Below are 16919 nucleotides of genomic sequence, written 5' to 3'. Positions count from 1 at the left end.
AGGAACAAGAGAAGAACAGAACAACAGAAGAACAAAAGTAAAGGATCAAACAGAACATGCGAAACACACGGATCAGGAAGTCCTGTCTAGCTCCCGCGGCCGCCGCACTGCTGGCCGGGGGAGTAGTAGTGGCGGGAGTGCCGGTGGCCCCGCCGGTCGCAGTGGCGCAGGCACAGGAGCCAGCACAAGGCCAGGCACAAGACCCGGCGCTACAGCAGACCGTGACGGACAAAGAGCAGCACGCTCCCGCGGGAACCTCGCACGTGTTTACCCGCGGCCACGCGGACCTCGGCATGCGTCTGGACGGCGGCGAGCTAGACGTGCAGCTGCGCGACGACGCGGAAGAAAAGCCCATCTGGCGCGTGCTGGACGACGTGGTCTTCGACGTCTCCGACAAGGCCAAGCAGCAACTGCCCGCCGACGGTGGCTACGAGTTCACCGGCGCGCAGCCCGGCCAGGAGGTGTGGGTACTGCCGCAGACCGAGGTGCAGGGCGTGCCGTGGCTGGGATGGAACACTCAGTCCCCGGCGCTGATCGCCCAAGCCAACCGTGGTGTAACCATGGAGTACCTAGGCCACCAGGGACCCGGCCAGATGAGCATGTTCTTGCAGGCCGGCGGCTTTGAACAGCCCCAGGAGCTGTGGAACTCCGCGCAGCCCACCCCGCAGGACCTGTGGGTGGATCTGAACACGCACACCCACGCCAACTGGGTATTCACTGAGCCAGGAGTGCACCGAGTGGCCATGGGTGTGCGGGTGAAGTTGAAGGACGGTTCCGAGAAGACCACCACGAAGGTGCTGAACTTTGCCGTGGGGGTGGACCCTTCCGAGGCGCAGAACTCCAGCTGGGAGGGTGAGCTGCCGAAGGCAGGTGCTGCCGGTTCTTCTGGTGACGCCAACAGTTCCAACCCCAACAATTCCGCCAACGCCGCAGATGCGAATGCCAACAGCTCCGGCGAAGGCTCCGAGGGCGGCAACTCCGCCCTGCCGTGGATCCTGGGCGGAATTGGCGTGGTTGTCGTCGCACTGCTGGCTTTCGGTTTCCTCTCCCTGCGCAAGGGCGCCAAGGAGCGCAAGCGGATCGAGGATGAACTGTGGGGTCAGCTGAAGTGACCGCACTGCAGATCGCGGATCTGAGTGTCCGGCTGTCCGGGCGCCAGATCCTGACCGATGTGAACCTCGAGGCGCACCCCGGTGAGCTAATAGGGCTACTCGGCCCCAACGGAGCAGGCAAGACCACCCTGATGCGCAGCATCTTGGGGCTCATCCCGCGGACCAAGGGAAGTGTCAAGGCCGCGAGCGTGGGCTATGTTCCCCAGCGCCACGAGTTCGCGTGGGACTATCCCATCGACGTTCGCCACACCGTGCGGAACGGTCGCGCGGGGCTGATTGGTCCGTTCCGTCGGTCGCGCCGGGCAGACTTTGCGGCCACTGCGCATGCGTTAAAGCGCGTGAACCTTCAGCACTTGGCGGACCGTCCCATCGGTCAGCTCTCCGGTGGGCAGCGCCAGCGCGTGCTGGTGGCGCGCGCCCTAGCTGTGGAGCCCACGCTGCTGTTGCTGGACGAGCCCTTCACGGGCATGGATTTCCCCAGCATCGAGTCGCTGGTGGAGATCCTGCAGTCCCTGGCAGCCGATGGCATGAGCATCCTGATGGTGACCCACGATCTGGCGCAGGCGGTGCACGTCTGCGATCGTGTGGTGCTGCTGAACGGTCGCGTGGTCGCCGACGGCGCCCCGGACCAGCTGCAGAACCCCGAACCGTGGATGGAGACTTTCGACGTTCGCCCGGATTCGCCGCTGTTGCGGGGAGTGGGGTTGGTATCGTGATTTCCTTTTCCCAGTTCCTCGCCGACCTGACGAACCCCGCCCTGGCCTTCCTGCCGAAGGCACTGCTGGTGGCTGTTCTCTCCGCCCTGGTATGCGGTGTGATCGGCACCCACGTGGTATTGCGAGGCATGGCGTTCATCGGCGATGCGGTGGCGCATGCCGTGTTCCCGGGCCTGGCCATTGCCTTCGCCTTGCAGTTCTCCGTGATCGCCGGTGGGGCGTTGGCCGGCGCCGTGGTGGCCCTTCTGATCGCCCTATTCTCGCAGCGTAGGCGTGTGAAGGAAGACACGATCATCGGCATTTTCTTCGCCGCCGCCTTCGCCCTGGGCCTGGTGGTGATCTCGAAGGTGCAGGGCTATACGGCCAGCCTAAATAGCTTCCTTTTCGGCTCGATCACGGGCGTATCCAATTCCGACATCATCTTCAGCGCTGTCGTCGGCGCGGTCGTGATCCTGGCCGTGGCGGCGCTGCACAAGGAGATCGTGGCGGTCTCCGTCGACCGCGAAACCGCCGCCGCCATGGGCATCCGCGTGCTGCTGATCGACGTGATCCTCTACCTCGCCGTCACCGCTGCCGTGGTGATGTCTGTCCGCACCGTCGGCAACATTCTAGTGCTCGCGCTGCTGATCACTCCGGCCGCGGCAGCGCGACTCTGGACCGACCGACTGGTCGTAATGATGGCGCTGAGCGCCGTGATCGGCATGGTCGGTTCCTTCCTCGGCGTGTACGTGTCTTGGGCGATCGATGTGCCTACGGGCGCCACGATCGTCCTGGTTCTCACCGTTGTTTTCCTTCTTTCTTTCTTTGTGGCGACGCCCATTCGCGCCGCCCGACAATCCAACAACCCCTCACAGGTGGTAGCTACTGATGCATAAAAAGCATGAACTTTTCCAGCAGCTGGCCGAGCAGCAGCTAGCTGAGCTTAAGCGCAGTCAGAATAGGGCCGATCGGATGATGTGGGCTGCCAAGTCCACCCTGGCGGTATTGGGTGTGCTGGTGCTAACGGTGGTGGCCGGCGCCTGGAATGCGGCGTCACCACTTACCAGTGACCACCGCACCGCCGAGGTGTTGCAGCGAGCGCAAGCAACACCGACAGGGCATAAGCCTGGAACGACCAGCGACGGACCGACCGTCGGCAAGGACGTTAAGGATCGGGCAACCGGGAAAGCTCACGTGTGTGCGGGCAGAAAACTGCTGTACAACGCGCACGTGGATGCGGTGTACGGCACCTATAACAAGGGCAAGCCCGACGTGATGGTCGTCGATGGGCAGCAGCCCGTGCCCGCCGATGACGTCTGTCTGCGACTGGCGCCCGACGCGATTGATGGCAAGGAAGCCTCCCGCATCAAGGTGCCGAACAAGAAGGCGCTGTCCTTCCTAGGCAAGCCCGGCACGGTGCTGTGGCATGCCCCGCAGAACGCGGACTTCACTAACCAATGGCGTCCGATCTGGGCGGGCCTGGGTGCTTTTGACCCGGCACACGAGATCGAGGTGCCAAAGGATTTCGCCGAGCCAAATCTCCATTTCCATATGAAGAAGTTCTCCGGCCCCGGCGACATGGAGGTTTTCTTCCACAACTCCGGTACGCCTACCCCGGAGCGCGTGCTGTCCACCAAGGGCGGTTTGAAGGACTACGACTACGAGGTCGGCGGGCACGGACACTTCGGTTGGACCTTCTCTAAGCCGGGGCTGTATCAGCTGACGATGCAGTGGGACGTCAAGAAGAAGGACGGCTCTACCGTCAAGTCCGCAGCGCGCACCATCAACTGGCTGGTCGGCAGCGATAAGCAGGTGGGGCTGCCGGAGGGCACGACCACTGGGTTGAACGAGATCAAGAGTCCGATCGCGCCGCTGGAGCCGGGCAATCCTGGTGATCAAGATCAACCTGAAGAGCCCGAGCAACCCGAGCAACCCGAGCAACCTGGAGACCCTGAGCAGCCCGAAGACCCCGAGCAGCCAGGCGAGAATGAAACGCCAGGCGAAAACGAGACGCCGGGTGACGAGGAAGATCCGAGCGATGGCACCGACAAGCCAGCGCCGACGTGCGAAGCCCCTGAGGAAATCTCCGACGACGAGGTCCGTAGCGAGGTCAACGATGCCTTCGGTGAAGGGCAGGGGACAGAGCGCGCCGTGATTCCTAAGGGCCACATGGACATGGGCGTGGGAACCTCGGACGAATCTGACGCGGATCCGCACACCTTCCTGAAGGACGGATCCGATCCCGCGAATGTGCAGGAGCGCGAGTCCGGCAGCTTCATTTTCCTAGTCAACAGCCCGAAGGCCAAGGTTGGAGTCCCGCAGGATTACCAGGAGGAACTGGGGGAGACCGCATACGCACTTCCGCAGGCACAGCGGGAGAACCCGAACGTCCCGTGGCTGGGCTTTTCCACCGAGCACCTGAACTCGGCTAAGCAGGGCGTGGACGTGACCATCAAGGACTTTGAAGGTCCCGGTCGCATGGTGACTCTGTCGGACAATGGGTTGGGTAGTGTCAGCCTGCGTCTGGATTCCGAGCACCGTGAGCACAAGGTCAGCTATGCGGTTGGGGCGCACGACCATCAGCAGTTCCTCTTCACCAAGCCGGGCGCGTACCGCGTAGTCTTCCGCTACCAGGGCACTGCTGTGGACGGCAAGAAGTTCGATAAGGAGCTAGAGACCTTCTTCGTCATCAAGGATTCGTGCGGGGACGATACGGGCAGTGGGAAGTCTGGCCTGGAGGAACTCCAGGAGTTTCAGAAGCACCTAGACAGCGAAAACGCGAAGCTCGGCAAGTACATGGACGAGATCGTCGGTGGCATCGAGGCGCTGCGCGGAAACCGCAAGGCACAGCAGAATCCTTCCACCGGGGCGGCTGGTGGTGCCGGCACCGGAGATTCCACGGCGGCCGGCGCCGCTAGCAACAACTCTGCCGGCAAGAGTTCTGGTGCAGCACCCTCCGGTACCAGCGCCGCATCGGATAACCACGGCACGGCTAGTGGAGCCGAATCCACGGGGGCTGGTTCCAGTGGTTCTGCCGGCTCGAGTAGCTCCGACAGTTCATCTGGGTCTGCCGGCGGCGCTGCGTTAGCAAATGGTGGCGCTTCTGCTGGCGCCGCGGATGCAGGTTCTGCTGACACCGCGGACGGAGCTTCTGCTGGTGCTGCGGTCGCAGACGGTGGCGAAATAGAAGCCGAGGCCGAGGCTGTGGAAGGCGAAGCAGGCGGTGCCGGTGGCATCCATCGCATCAACGCCGCCCAAGGGCAGCAGAATGCAGACGGGGCTGCAAACACGAATGATGCGCAGAACGTAGACACCGAGAAAACCGCCGTAGAGTCCTTTATAGATTCCCTTACCGGCGGTGGCTGGACGACCGGCTTCCTACTGGGGCTCGGCCTGATGGGGCTACTCGGCGGAGCCTTGCTCTTCTTTGTTGCGGCCCGCAACATGCAGCGTGCCCATACCCTGCAACTGCTGCAGGCCTACCGGGAAATCAGTCGCGACCGTGCTGAGCAAGCCTATGCAGAGGGCATCGCAGACGAAGAGGTTTGGGACGGTGAGGAGTCTCGCTAAGCTCGCCGCCCCGGCAGCCGGAACTCGCCCATCATAGGAAGCACCACTCCGCGCTTCAGCGGATGGGCGGCGCGGTAAGTAGCCGGGCCGTCTTCTCCCGGTTCCAGGGCCTCCAGAATCAGATCGACCACACGCGGCGAGTACAGCATCGCCAGGTGGCCGGAAAGATCCAGCGGGTTGTTGTCCTGCACGCTCAGGTTTCGCACCCGCGCGCCCTCCCCGGCGACCATCACCTGCTTCAAACGAGGAGTGGCAATACCGTCGTACTTCGCGGTGATCATCGTGTAGTCCACGCCCGGGGTGGTATCCCCATCGCGATTCAGGTGCTCACCAAACTCGCTGCCGAAGCGCTGGTCGATCGCTGCGCCACCCAGGAACTTCTCCAGGAACCCCGCGAGCTTGTTATTCGGGTCGATTTTGTCGCCCAGGGTCGAGATGCCGGACAGGGTGGTGCCGTGGTGCGCAGGGCCCACGCCCACCAGGCGATCCACCTTGTTGCGCGCCACATCCGCCCGGTCGGCGCCGCCGGAATCGGAAAGGTACAGCCGCGCCTGCGCCACGCCCTGCGAGTGGCCGACCAGGTTCACCTTCTTCGCGCCCGTGCGCTCGATCACCTCGTCGATGAAGGCCGCAACCTCCTTCTGGGAGGTGCGCAGGAAGTTGTTGGCGTACACGCCCGGGGCCTTGCCCGTGAAGGCGGAGCGATCCTTGCCGTAGTTCACGGCGAACACCGGGTGACCTGCCGCAATGAGGTGCTTGGCCACGTAGTCCCACGTGTTATATGCGTTGAGCCACGTACCGTGGATCAGCACCGTCGGTGTCTTGCCTTCTAGCGGTGTGTCGAACTTATTGACGCCCTCCGGCAGTGGATTGTCGCGTCGCAGGCTGGATAGGAACTTCGGGATGAATGCGTCCATGAACCCCAAGGCTAATCAAATCCGCAGCCCCAGTTTTGGAAACGAAATAATTTCTCGCGCAGGGTGGCGTCAGAAAAAAACAGCGATTTGGAGGAAGGGGAGGCAGGGGTGTAACCTCCTTCGAGGAAGTTTGACTAGATCAACAACGAGATCAGCAACGTCAAGTTTTCACCGAAGACCGTCGGTCATCACCGTCCGCGCGAACCTTAACAGGGGAGAGTGGGCAGGAGATTGAAGGATCATCGTCATAGATGACGGCCCACGCAGGTAACACGATTAGACGTTCGGATCGGATTCCAGCCCTAGAAAGCCGGGGATCCTACGAATGCGCCTTGTGCTTCTTGCGTAAAACGCCGGAAACGCGAGGCGCTTTGTCGTTTATGTACAGTGTTGCCCTTCAACAATGATCGTCGGTGGACGTACTGCAAAAACGTACACCGTAAACATCAGGAAGGAGGCGAGAGTATGGCTAATCCGAAGAACACCGCTTCGCTGGAAGAGCTCAAGGCACGCTTCGAGCAGGCACAGTCCACTCTGTTGACCGAGTACCGTGGCCTGTCCGTGGCTGAGACCACCGAGCTGCGTCGCGCACTGGGTTCGGACGTTACCTACTCCGTCGCCAAGAACACCATGATCAAGCTGGCTGCACGCGAAGCCGGCATTGAGCTTGATGAGTCCCTGCTGACCGGTCCTACCGCAATCGCATTCGTCAACGGCGAGGCCGTGGACGCTGCGAAGGCCATGAAGGACTTCGGCAAGGATCACAAGAACTTCGTGATCAAGGGTGGCTACATGGACGGTGCCACGATTGATGCAGCTCAGGTTGAGGCAATCGCCGAGCTGGACAATCGCGAAACCACGCTGGCCAAGCTGGCCGGTGCCATGCAGGGTTCCTTGGCAAAGGCCGCAGGCCTGTTCAACGCACCAGCATCCCAGGTTGCACGCCTGGCCGCTGCACTGCAGGAGAAGAAGGAACAGTAGGTTCCCTTCGCTCATACATAAGACATAAAACATTCTGCCGGCCGGGTCGCCAACACTTTTCGGCCCACCGGCGCAACTACGAAAGGATGCCATCATGGCTAAGCTCACCAAGGACGAGCTCATCGAGGCTTTCAAGGAAATGACCCTCATCGAACTGTCTGAGTTCGTTAAGGAATTCGAAGAGGTCTTCGACGTCACCGCTGCTGCTCCGGTTGCTGCTGTTGCAGCCGCTCCGGGCGCTGAGGGTGGCGCTGCTGCTGAGGAGAAGGACGAGTTCGACGTCGTTCTGGAGGACGCAGGCGCTAAGAAGATCGGCGTTATTAAGGTTGTCCGCGAGATCGTCTCCGGCCTGGGCCTGAAGGAGGCCAAGGAGCTGGTTGAGGGTGCTCCGAAGGCTCTGCTGGAGGGTGCTTCCAAGGACGACGCTGAGGCTGCTAAGACCAAGCTGGAAGAGGCTGGCGCAAAGGTCTCCCTCAAGTAAGCTCGCCTTACTTCCCGCGCTTCGGTCTAGTGCCGAATGTGCAGGCAAATCAAAGCCGCTGGGAATCACATTTCGTGATTTCCGGCGGTTTTTTGTTGTCTTGCTACGCTTAAGTGACGAATATCGAATCGTGTGCCCAGTTCTCCGGGCGCACGGGTAGCTAAAACTGATCTAATCGCAGATGGTGGCAGAGAAGTGACGAATAAAAAGGGCTCCGGCAAAGGCCTCTACATCCTGGGTGCGCTCGGTGCGCTGATTGGCGTAGCGCTGATCACTGTGGGCGTCATGCTCCCAAAGGTTGTATCGAACGACAAGGCCGTGCCTCTAGACCTGGCCGCGACAACGCTTACCCTGAACGACCCCGCGGCGGTCATCGGCCCGAACTACCAAGGGCTGGACGGTAAAGAGGACGTGACGGCGCCGGTCAACCGCCAGTTCAAGATCACGCTCGAGGAGCCCGCCAGCGATGAGGAAGCCAGTGCGCGCGTCGGTGTGACCACCGCCCGCACGGACGTGGAGGACGACCTGGAATCGCTGCTGGACGCGCAGGTCTGGAGCTTTACCGTGGATCGCCGTACGGGCGAGGCGAAGGGTAATGCGAAGGTCTCGGACACGCCCGCCACCCCGGCTACCGACGGCGAGATCGCCGGTTACTGGGCCAAGTTCCCGCAGGGTACTGAGCAGCGCTCTTACGACTATTTCGATATGACGCTACGTCGCGCGCTGCCTGCGGAGTTCACCGGCACCCGCAATGTCACCACCGCTGACGGGCGCGAGCACGAGCTGTACGTCTTCCGTCAGGAGATCCCGGCAACCTCCGTGGCCAAGGAGTATGCGGGAGTGCGCAACACCATCACCGTTGAAGGGGAGGATGGCAAGCCGCAGCGCGCTCAGCTGTTCCACGAAGGCTGGCGCGAGCTGACGGTAGAGCCGAAGTCCGGCCTGCTGGTGAGTGTGGAGGAGAACGTGAAGGACACGTACCGCGACGACTCCGGCAAGGACGTACAGAACCTGCTGCAGTTCCACGGCAAGACCCCGCAGCGGGTGACGCAGTCCATGCTGGATCAGGCCATGGAGGTCAGCGGGCAGCGCCACACCGATAAATGGGGGGTTGCATTGATTGTCGCGGGTGTTATTGTGGCAGCAGCATCCGTGGTGTTGGTCCTGTGGCGACGTGCCAAGCGCAGGGCCGAGCGTAGGGCTGAGCGTCGGGCGGGGGAGCCTGAGAGTCAGGTGGAGGAAGCCTAGACATTCGTGCAGCGATGCTATAGGATAGTTCGTTGCGCTGGATTTGATTTGTTGAGCTATCGGCTACAACGAAACGACTACAAAGCTACGCAGAAGTGATGTGAAGACATTACGCATGAAGCAGACTTTGCCAAACGAGCCAAAAAGGCCATTTGACAAGGTCGTTTAGTCGTTTCTGCGTGGGGATAGTTTGGCAGGGAAAATCCAACTAAATCGACCATCACGAGACCGTACACACACAATCACGGCCGCGCACTACAGCTCCACCACGTAGCGCCCGACCGATGTTGTGCTGGAAGGACCCATCTTGGCAGTCTCCCGCCAGACCAGCTCAGTGGCCGGAATTCCCGGAGCTCCGCAGCGACACAGCTTTGCGAAGATCGACGCTCCGATTGAGGTTCCAGGCCTTCTTGACCTCCAACGAGAGTCCTTCGCTTGGCTCGTTGGCACGCCTGAGTGGCGTGCCCGCGCCCAAGCAGAGGCAGGGGAGGACGTCCGCATCATGAGCGGACTCGAGGAGATTCTCGAGGAGCTTTCTCCGATCGAGGACTACTCCGAGAACATGTCCCTCACCCTGTCCGAGCCCCGCTTCGATGACGTGAAGTCCACCATCGACGAGGCGAAGGATAAGGACATCAACTACGCGGCACCGCTGTACGTGACCGCGGAATTCACCAACTCCATGTCTGGTGAGATCAAGTCCCAGACGGTCTTCATCGGTGACTTCCCGATGATGACCGACAAGGGCACGTTCATCATCAACGGCACGGAGCGTGTCGTTGTCTCCCAGCTCGTCCGTTCCCCGGGCGTGTACTTCGACGCCTCCATCGACGCCTCCACCGAGCGTCCCCTGCACTCCGTGAAGGTGATTCCTTCCCGCGGTGCATGGCTCGAGTTTGACGTGGACAAGCGCGACACCGTCGGCGTGCGCATCGACCGCAAGCGTCGCCAGCCGGTCACCGTGCTGCTGAAGGCCCTGGGCCTGACCACGCAGGAGATCACCGATCGCTTCGGTTTCTCCGAGCTGATGATGTCCACCCTCGAAAAGGACGGCGTGGACAACACCGACGAGGCCCTGCTGGAGATCTACCGCAAGCAGCGCCCGGGTGAGTCCCCGACGCGCGACTCCGCGCAGGCTCTGCTGGAGAACTCCTTCTTCAAGGCGAAGCGCTACGACCTGGCTAAGGTCGGCCGCTACAAGGTCAACCGCAAGCTGGGCCTGGGTGGCGACACCGATGGCGTGATGACCCTCACGGAAGAGGACATCCTGACCACCATCGAGTACCTGGTGCGCCTGCACGCCGGTGAGAAGTCCATGACCTCCCCGGACGGCACCGAGATCCCGATCGATACCGACGACATCGACCACTTCGGCAACCGTCGTCTGCGTACCGTCGGCGAGCTGATCCAGAACCAGGTGCGCGTGGGTCTGTCCCGCATGGAGCGCGTTGTGCGTGAGCGCATGACCACCCAGGATGCGGAGTCCATCACCCCGACCTCCCTGATCAACGTTCGCCCGGTCTCTGCGGCTATCCGCGAGTTCTTCGGCACCTCCCAGCTGTCCCAGTTCCTGGACCAGAACAACTCCCTGTCCGGCCTGACCCACAAGCGCCGCCTGTCTGCGCTGGGTCCGGGCGGCCTGTCCCGTGAGCGCGCTGGCCTGGAGGTTCGCGACGTTCACCCGTCTCACTACGGCCGCATGTGCCCGATCGAGACTCCTGAGGGCCCGAACATCGGTCTGATCGGTTCCCTGTCCTCCTACGCTCGCGTGAACCCGTTCGGCTTCATCGAGACCCCGTACCGCAAGGTTGTGGACGGGCAGATCACCGACGAGGTTTACTACTTCACTGCGGACGAAGAGGACCGCCACGTGATTGCTCAGGCGAACACCCCGTTCGACGAGAATCACCGGTTCACCGAGGAGCGCATTGAGGTTCGCCTGCGCGGCGGCGACGTGGAGGTCGTCCCGTACACCGAGGTGGACTACATGGACGTGTCGCCGCGACAGATGGTTTCCGTGGCAACCGCTATGATTCCGTTCCTTGAGCACGACGATGCTAACCGTGCACTGATGGGTGCCAACATGCAGCGTCAGGCTGTGCCGCTGCTGCGCTCCGAGGCTCCTTTCGTGGGCACCGGTATGGAGCTGCGCGCTGCTTATGACGCCGGCGACATGATCATCGCGCCGAAGGCAGGCGTGGTCGAGTACGTCTCCGCCGACTACATCACCGTCATGGATGACGAGGGTGTGCGCGATACCTTCATGCTGCGCAAGTTCGAGCGCACCAACCAGGGCACCTGCTACAACCAGACTCCGCTGGTGGACGAGGGCGACCGCGTTGAGGCCGGCCAGGTTCTGGCCGACGGCCCGGGAACCGACCACGGCGAGATGGCGCTGGGCAAGAACCTGCTGGTTGCCTTCATGCCGTGGGAAGGCCACAACTACGAGGACGCCATCATCCTGAACCAGCGCATGGTTGAGGAGGACGTTCTGACCTCGATCCACATCGAGGAGTACGAGATTGACGCCCGCGACACCAAGCTGGGTCCGGAGGAGATCACCCGCGACATTCCTAACGTGGGCGAGGATGTCCTGGCTGACCTGGACGAACGCGGTATCGTCCGTATCGGCGCGGACGTCCGCGACGGCGACATCCTGGTCGGTAAGGTCACCCCGAAGGGTGAAACCGAGCTGACTCCGGAAGAGCGCCTACTCCGCGCCATCTTTGGCGAGAAGGCCCGCGAGGTCCGCGATACCTCCATGAAGGTGCCCCACGGCGAGACCGGTAAGGTCATCGGCGTTCGCGTGTTCTCCCGTGAGGATGACGACGACCTGGCCGCAGGTGTGAACGAGATGGTTCGCGTCTACGTTGCCCAGAAGCGCAAGATCCAGGACGGCGATAAGCTCGCCGGCCGCCACGGCAACAAGGGTGTCGTCGGTAAGATCCTGCCGCAGGAGGACATGCCGTTCCTGCCGGACGGTACTCCGATCGACATCATCCTGAACACCCACGGCGTGCCGCGCCGTATGAACATTGGTCAGGTCCTCGAGGTGCACCTGGGCTGGCTGGCTAAGTCCGGTTGGAAGGTCGATACCGACTCTGAGGATCCGAAGATCCAGAAGATGCTGGAGACCCTGCCGGAGGAGCTGTACGAGATTCCGGCGGACTCCCTGACCGCCACCCCAGTGTTCGACGGTGCTTCCAACGCGGAGCTGTCCGGCCTGCTGCGTTCCTCGCTGCCGAACCGCGACGGCGAGCGCCAGGTCGACGACTTCGGTAAGTCCAACCTGATCGACGGCCGCTCCGGCGAGCCCTTCCCGTACCCGGTTGCAGTGGGCTACATGTACATGCTGAAGCTGCACCACCTGGTCGACGAGAAGATCCACGCTCGTTCCACTGGTCCTTACTCCATGATTACCCAGCAGCCGCTGGGTGGTAAGGCACAGTTCGGTGGCCAGCGCTTCGGTGAGATGGAGGTGTGGGCAATGCAGGCATACGGTGCCGCCTACACCCTGCAGGAGCTCCTGACCATCAAGTCCGACGACGTGGTTGGTCGTGTGAAGGTGTACGAGGCGATCGTGAAGGGCGAGAACATTCCGGATCCTGGTATCCCGGAGTCCTTCAAGGTCCTTCTGAAGGAGCTGCAGTCGCTGTGCCTGAACGTTGAGGTTCTGGCCGCCGACGGCACCCCGATGGAGCTGTCCTCCGACGATGACGATGAACTGGAGAACGCTAACGCGGCTCTGGGCATCAACCTGTCCCGTGACGAGCGTCCGGATGCTGACATGGACGTCAGCTAGGGCGTTGACGACCCTAAACATCTGACTTTCGTACATTCGCCGTATTTTCGGCGCCTGAGCCCGACAAACAACACAGCTTCAGGCGCCGTAACTACCCAAAGCCCTCCGGAAAGAGGAGGGGAAAGGAAGTCCACGTGCTGGACGTCAACTTTTTCGATGAGCTTCGCATCGGCCTAGCGACTGCGGACGACATTCGTCGCTGGTCCCGTGGCGAGGTCAAGAAGCCTGAAACCATTAACTACCGCACCCTGAAGCCGGAGAAGGACGGCCTGTTCTGCGAGCGCATTTTCGGCCCCACCCGCGACTGGGAGTGTGGCTGTGGCAAGTACAAGCGCGTGCGCTACAAGGGCATCATCTGTGAGCGCTGTGGCGTTGAGGTGACCAAGTCCAAGGTTCGCCGTGAGCGCATGGGCCACATCGAGCTGGCCGCGCCCGTCACCCACATCTGGTACTTCAAGGGCGTGCCCTCTCGCCTGGGCTACCTGCTGGATCTGGCTCCGAAGGATCTGGAAAAGATCATTTACTTCGCTGCCAACATCATCACCTCTGTGGACGAGGAGGGTCGCCACAACGACCAGTCCACCCTCGAGGCAGAGATGCTGCTGGAGAAGAAGGAAGTCGAGCAGGAGCGCGACGCGGAGCTGGCTGACCGTGCCAAGACTCTCGAGGACGACCTGGCGGAGCTGGAGGCAGCCGGCGCCAAGAGTGACGCCAAGAAGAAGGTCCAGAACGCAGCCGATCGCGAGATGCGCCACATCCGCGAGCGCGCCGAGCGTGAGATCGACCGCCTGGACGAGATCTGGAACACCTTCGTCAAGCTGGCTCCGAAGCAGATGATCGTGGATGAGAACATCTACAACGAGCTGGTCGACCGTTACGAGGATTACTTCACCGGCGGCATGGGCGCAGAGGCTATCCAGACCCTGATCCGTAGCTTCGACCTCGAGGCCGAGGCCGAGTCCCTGCGCGAGGTCATCCGTGACGGCAAGGGTCAGAAGAAGCTGCGCGCTCTGAAGCGCCTGAAGGTCGTCGCCGCGTTCCTGCGTTCCGGCAACGACCCGGCAGGCATGGTTCTGGACTGCATCCCGGTTATCCCGCCGGAGCTGCGCCCGATGGTGCAGCTGGACGGTGGCCGCTTTGCGACCTCCGACCTGAACGACCTGTACCGCCGCGTAATCAACCGCAACAACCGCCTGAAGCGCATGCTGGACCTCGGCGCGCCCGAGATCATCGTGAACAACGAGAAGCGCATGCTGCAGGAGTCCGTCGACGCACTGTTCGACAACGGTCGTCGCGGCCGTCCGGTTACCGGCCCGGGCAACCGTCCGCTGAAGTCCCTGTCTGACCTGCTGAAGGGCAAGCAGGGCCGCTTCCGCCAGAACCTGCTGGGTAAGCGTGTGGACTACTCCGGCCGTTCCGTGATTATCGTTGGTCCGCAGCTGAAGCTGCACCAGTGTGGTCTGCCGAAGCTGATGGCCCTGGAGCTGTTCAAGCCGTTCGTGATGAAGCGCCTGGTGGAGAAGTCCTACGCGCAGAACATCAAGTCCGCCAAGCGCATGGTGGAGCGCCAGCGCCCCGAGGTGTGGGACGTGCTGGAAGAGGCCATCGCCGAGCACCCGGTGATGCTGAACCGTGCACCCACCCTGCACCGCCTGGGTATTCAGGCCTTCGAGCCGATCCTGGTCGAGGGTAAGGCCATCCAGCTGCACCCGCTGGCCTGTGAGGCCTTCAACGCGGACTTCGACGGTGACCAGATGGCTGTTCACCTGCCGCTGTCCGCAGAGGCGCAGGCCGAGGCCCGCATCCTGATGCTGGCTTCCAACAACATTCTGTCCCCGGCATCCGGTAAGCCGCTGGCTATGCCGCGTCTGGACATGGTGACCGGCCTGTACTACCTGACCCTGCTGAAGAAGCCGGAGGAGTTCGGCGGCCAGGGTGCCTACGCACCGGCCACCGAGGAGGGTCCGGCGCAGGGCGTGTACTCTTCCCTGGCCGAGGCGATCATGGCTTACGACCGTGGCGTGCTGGGCCTGCAGGCTCCGATCCACGTGCGTATCAGCCACCTGCGCCCGACCGCGGAGATCGAGGCCGAACTGTTCCCGGATGGTTGGCAGCGAGGCCAGACCTGGCTGGCGGAGACCACCCTGGGTCGCGTGCTGTTCAACGAGCTGCTGCCGTGGAACTACCCATACGTAGAGGGCGTCATGGCGAAGAAGCCACAGGCTTCCGTCATTAACGATCTCGCGGCGAAGTACCCGATGATCACCGTGGCGCAGACGGTGGACAAGCTGAAGGATGCCGGCTTCTACTGGGCAACCCGCTCCGGTGTGACCATCACCATGCACGACGTGCTGGTTCTGCCGAACAAGCAGGAAGTCCTGGATAACTACGAGGCCAAGGCCCGCGTTATCGAGAAGAAGATGGCACGCGGCAAGATCAACGAGGCCGAGCGTTACCAGTCCCTGGTTGACCTGTGGAAGGAAGCCACCGACTACGTTGGTCAGTCCGTCGAGGACCTGTACCCGGATGACAACCCGATTCCGATGATCGTGAAGTCGGGTGCTGCCGGTAACATGCGTCAGATCTGGACCCTGGCCGGCATGAAGGGCATGGTTACGAACTCGCGCGGTGAGTACATCACCCGCCCGATCAAGACCTCCTTCCGCGAGGGCCTGTCCGTGCTCGAGTACTTCAACAACTCCCACGGTTCCCGTAAGGGTCTGGCCGATACGGCACTGCGTACCGCCGACTCGGGTTACCTGACCCGTCGTCTGGTGGACGTGGCGCAGGACGTCATCGTGCGCGAGGACGACTGTGGCACCAAGCAGGGCGCTGTCATGCCGGTGGCCGTTCCGGTTCTGGACGCCGAGGGCAAGCCGACCGGTAACTACACCGCGGCGGACTTCGTCGAAACGTCTGTTCTGGGTCGTTACCTGGCTAGTGACGCCACCGCCTCCGACGGCACCGTTATCGTCGCCGAGGGCAATGTCGTTGGCGAGGGCGAGCTGCAGGCTCTCCTCGAGGCCGGCGTGGAGGAAGTAAAGGTCCGCTCCGTGATGACCTGTGCTACCAACACCGGCGTGTGCTCCACCTGCTACGGCCGTTCCATGGCGACCGGCAAGAAGGTGGAGATCGGCGAGGCCGTTGGTATCGTCGCCGCCCAGTCCATTGGTGAGCCGGGTACCCAGCTGACGATGCGTACGTTCCACCTGGGTGGTGTCGGTGGCGACATTACCGGTGGTCTGCCGCGTGTTCAGGAGCTGTTCGAGGCCCGCGTGCCGAAGGCGAAGTCCCCGATTGCGTCGGTGGACGGCAAGGTCCGCATCGAGGACGACGACAACTTCTTCACCCTGACCATCGAGCCGGACGACGGCTCCGACGATGTGGTCTACGAGAAGCTCTCCAAGCGCCAGGGCCTGGCAACGCTGGGCACCGGTGGCGTGGAGCGCCCGATCCGCGACGGCGACCACGTGAAGATGGGCCAGCAGCTGCTGAAGGGCGCTGCCGACCCGCACGAGGTTCTGCGCGTGATGGGCCGCCGTGGCGTGCAGCAGCACCTGATCAACGAGGTCCAGAAGGTCTACCGCGATCAGGGTGTGGCCATCCACGACAAGCACATCGAGATCATCGTGCGCCAGATGCTGCGCCGCGTGACCGTCATCGACTCCGGCTCGACCGAGTTCCTGCCGGGCTCCCTGGTGGACCACGCAGACGCAGTGGCTGCTTCCAAGGAGGCCGTCAAGACCGGCGGCCGTCCGGTAGAGGTTCGCGCCGAGATCATGGGTATCACGAAGGCCTCCCTGGCCACCGAGTCCTGGCTGTCCGCCGCCTCGTTCCAGGAGACCACTCGCGTGCTCACGGACGCTGCTATCAACAAGCGTTCTGACAAGCTGATCGGCCTGAAGGAGAACGTGATCATCGGTAAGCTGATCCCGGCCGGTACGGGTATTTCCCGCTACCGCAACATCAGCGTGGAGCCGACGGAGGAGGCCCGCGCAGCGGCTTACTCCCTGCCGTCCTCCTTCGGTGATGGCTTCTACGCCGACGACACTTACGGCGAGTTCACCGGCGCTGCCGTGCCGCTGGACGACATTGATCTGATGTAGTTCGGAT

10 protein-coding genes are annotated in these 16919 nt (G+C 62.3%); 9 read left to right on the top strand and 1 reads right to left on the bottom strand.

All coding sequences use genetic code 11. From position 1 onward, the window contains the following. The first annotated feature begins 56 nt into the window (after positions 1-56). From MHX52_RS02770 to MHX52_RS02755, 4 genes are read left to right on the top strand one after another with little or no spacing between them, the layout of a single operon-like run. Positions 57-1112: a choice-of-anchor M domain-containing protein gene (locus MHX52_RS02770; protein WP_070488771.1), complete on the top strand. Its 1056-nt coding sequence runs from the start codon at positions 57-59 to the stop codon at positions 1110-1112. Further along, positions 1109-1828: an anchored repeat-type ABC transporter ATP-binding subunit gene (locus MHX52_RS02765; protein ID WP_070488768.1), complete on the top strand. Its 720-nt coding sequence runs from the start codon at positions 1109-1111 to the stop codon at positions 1826-1828. Before MHX52_RS02770 ends, MHX52_RS02765 begins: the two co-directional genes overlap by 4 nt. Continuing rightward, positions 1825-2703: an anchored repeat-type ABC transporter permease subunit gene (locus MHX52_RS02760; RefSeq protein ID WP_070488765.1), complete on the top strand. Its 879-nt coding sequence runs from the start codon at positions 1825-1827 to the stop codon at positions 2701-2703. Before MHX52_RS02765 ends, MHX52_RS02760 begins: the two co-directional genes overlap by 4 nt. After that, complete coding sequence (locus tag MHX52_RS02755; RefSeq protein ID WP_070488762.1) at positions 2696-5377, top strand: choice-of-anchor M domain-containing protein; 2682 nt, start codon at positions 2696-2698, stop codon at positions 5375-5377. Before MHX52_RS02760 ends, MHX52_RS02755 begins: the two co-directional genes overlap by 8 nt. Here the strand turns inward: MHX52_RS02755 and MHX52_RS02750 are convergent. Continuing rightward, positions 5374-6294 carry a triacylglycerol lipase gene (locus MHX52_RS02750; RefSeq protein ID WP_035003010.1) on the bottom strand — a complete coding sequence of 307 codons (921 nt, stop codon included), beginning with the start codon at positions 6292-6294 and terminating at the stop codon, positions 5374-5376. The two genes, MHX52_RS02755 and MHX52_RS02750, sit on opposite strands and share 4 nt — an antisense overlap. 465 nt (positions 6295-6759) lie before the next feature. On the opposite strand from MHX52_RS02750, the gene rplJ reads away from it, so the two are divergent. The 5 genes from rplJ to MHX52_RS02725 all read left to right on the top strand — a co-directional run bounded on the left by rplJ (position 6760) and on the right by MHX52_RS02725 (position 16912). After that, the gene (rplJ, locus tag MHX52_RS02745) at positions 6760-7275 is read left to right on the top strand and encodes a 50S ribosomal protein L10 (protein ID WP_005292022.1); all 516 of its coding nucleotides are present in this window, start codon (positions 6760-6762) and stop codon (positions 7273-7275) included. 94 nt (positions 7276-7369) lie between these two features. Then, positions 7370-7756 carry a 50S ribosomal protein L7/L12 gene (gene rplL / locus MHX52_RS02740; protein WP_005292020.1) on the top strand — a complete coding sequence of 129 codons (387 nt, stop codon included), beginning with the start codon at positions 7370-7372 and terminating at the stop codon, positions 7754-7756. A 195-nt stretch (positions 7757-7951) separates the two neighbouring features. Next, positions 7952-9004, top strand: a complete 1053-nt coding sequence (locus MHX52_RS02735) for a DUF3068 domain-containing protein (protein ID WP_239316444.1) — start codon at positions 7952-7954, stop codon at positions 9002-9004. Positions 9005-9293: 289 nt separating this feature from the next. Continuing rightward, a complete protein-coding gene (locus MHX52_RS02730; protein ID WP_239316442.1) occupies positions 9294-12806 on the top strand; it encodes a DNA-directed RNA polymerase subunit beta in 3513 nt (1170 codons plus the stop codon). Between the two features lie 134 nt (positions 12807-12940). Continuing rightward, a complete protein-coding gene (locus tag MHX52_RS02725) occupies positions 12941-16912 on the top strand; it encodes a DNA-directed RNA polymerase subunit beta' (protein ID WP_049048963.1) in 3972 nt (1323 codons plus the stop codon). Positions 16913-16919: the final 7 nt, after the last annotated feature.

The organism is Corynebacterium sp. ACRQJ, assembly GCF_022346045.1.
In the GTDB taxonomy this organism is placed as follows: domain Bacteria; phylum Actinomycetota; class Actinomycetes; order Mycobacteriales; family Mycobacteriaceae; genus Corynebacterium; species Corynebacterium evansiae.
The sequence above is the reverse complement of the archived record's forward strand: the minus strand, read 5'-3'. Positions and strand labels throughout refer to the sequence as shown.

Bases quoted from the DNA above. Each gene is read 5' to 3' on its own strand.
- MHX52_RS02770 (WP_070488771.1), top strand. From the start codon at position 57: ATGCGAAACACACGGATCAGGAAGTCCTGTCTAGCTCCCGCGGCCGCC.
- MHX52_RS02755 (WP_070488762.1), top strand. From the start codon at position 2,696: ATGCATAAAAAGCATGAACTTTTCCAGCAGCTGGCCGAGCAGCAGCTA.
- MHX52_RS02750 (WP_035003010.1), bottom strand. From the start codon at position 6,294: ATGGACGCATTCATCCCGAAGTTCCTATCCAGCCTGCGACGCGACAAT.
- rplJ (WP_005292022.1), top strand. From the start codon at position 6,760: ATGGCTAATCCGAAGAACACCGCTTCGCTGGAAGAGCTCAAGGCACGC.
- rplL (WP_005292020.1), top strand. From the start codon at position 7,370: ATGGCTAAGCTCACCAAGGACGAGCTCATCGAGGCTTTCAAGGAAATG.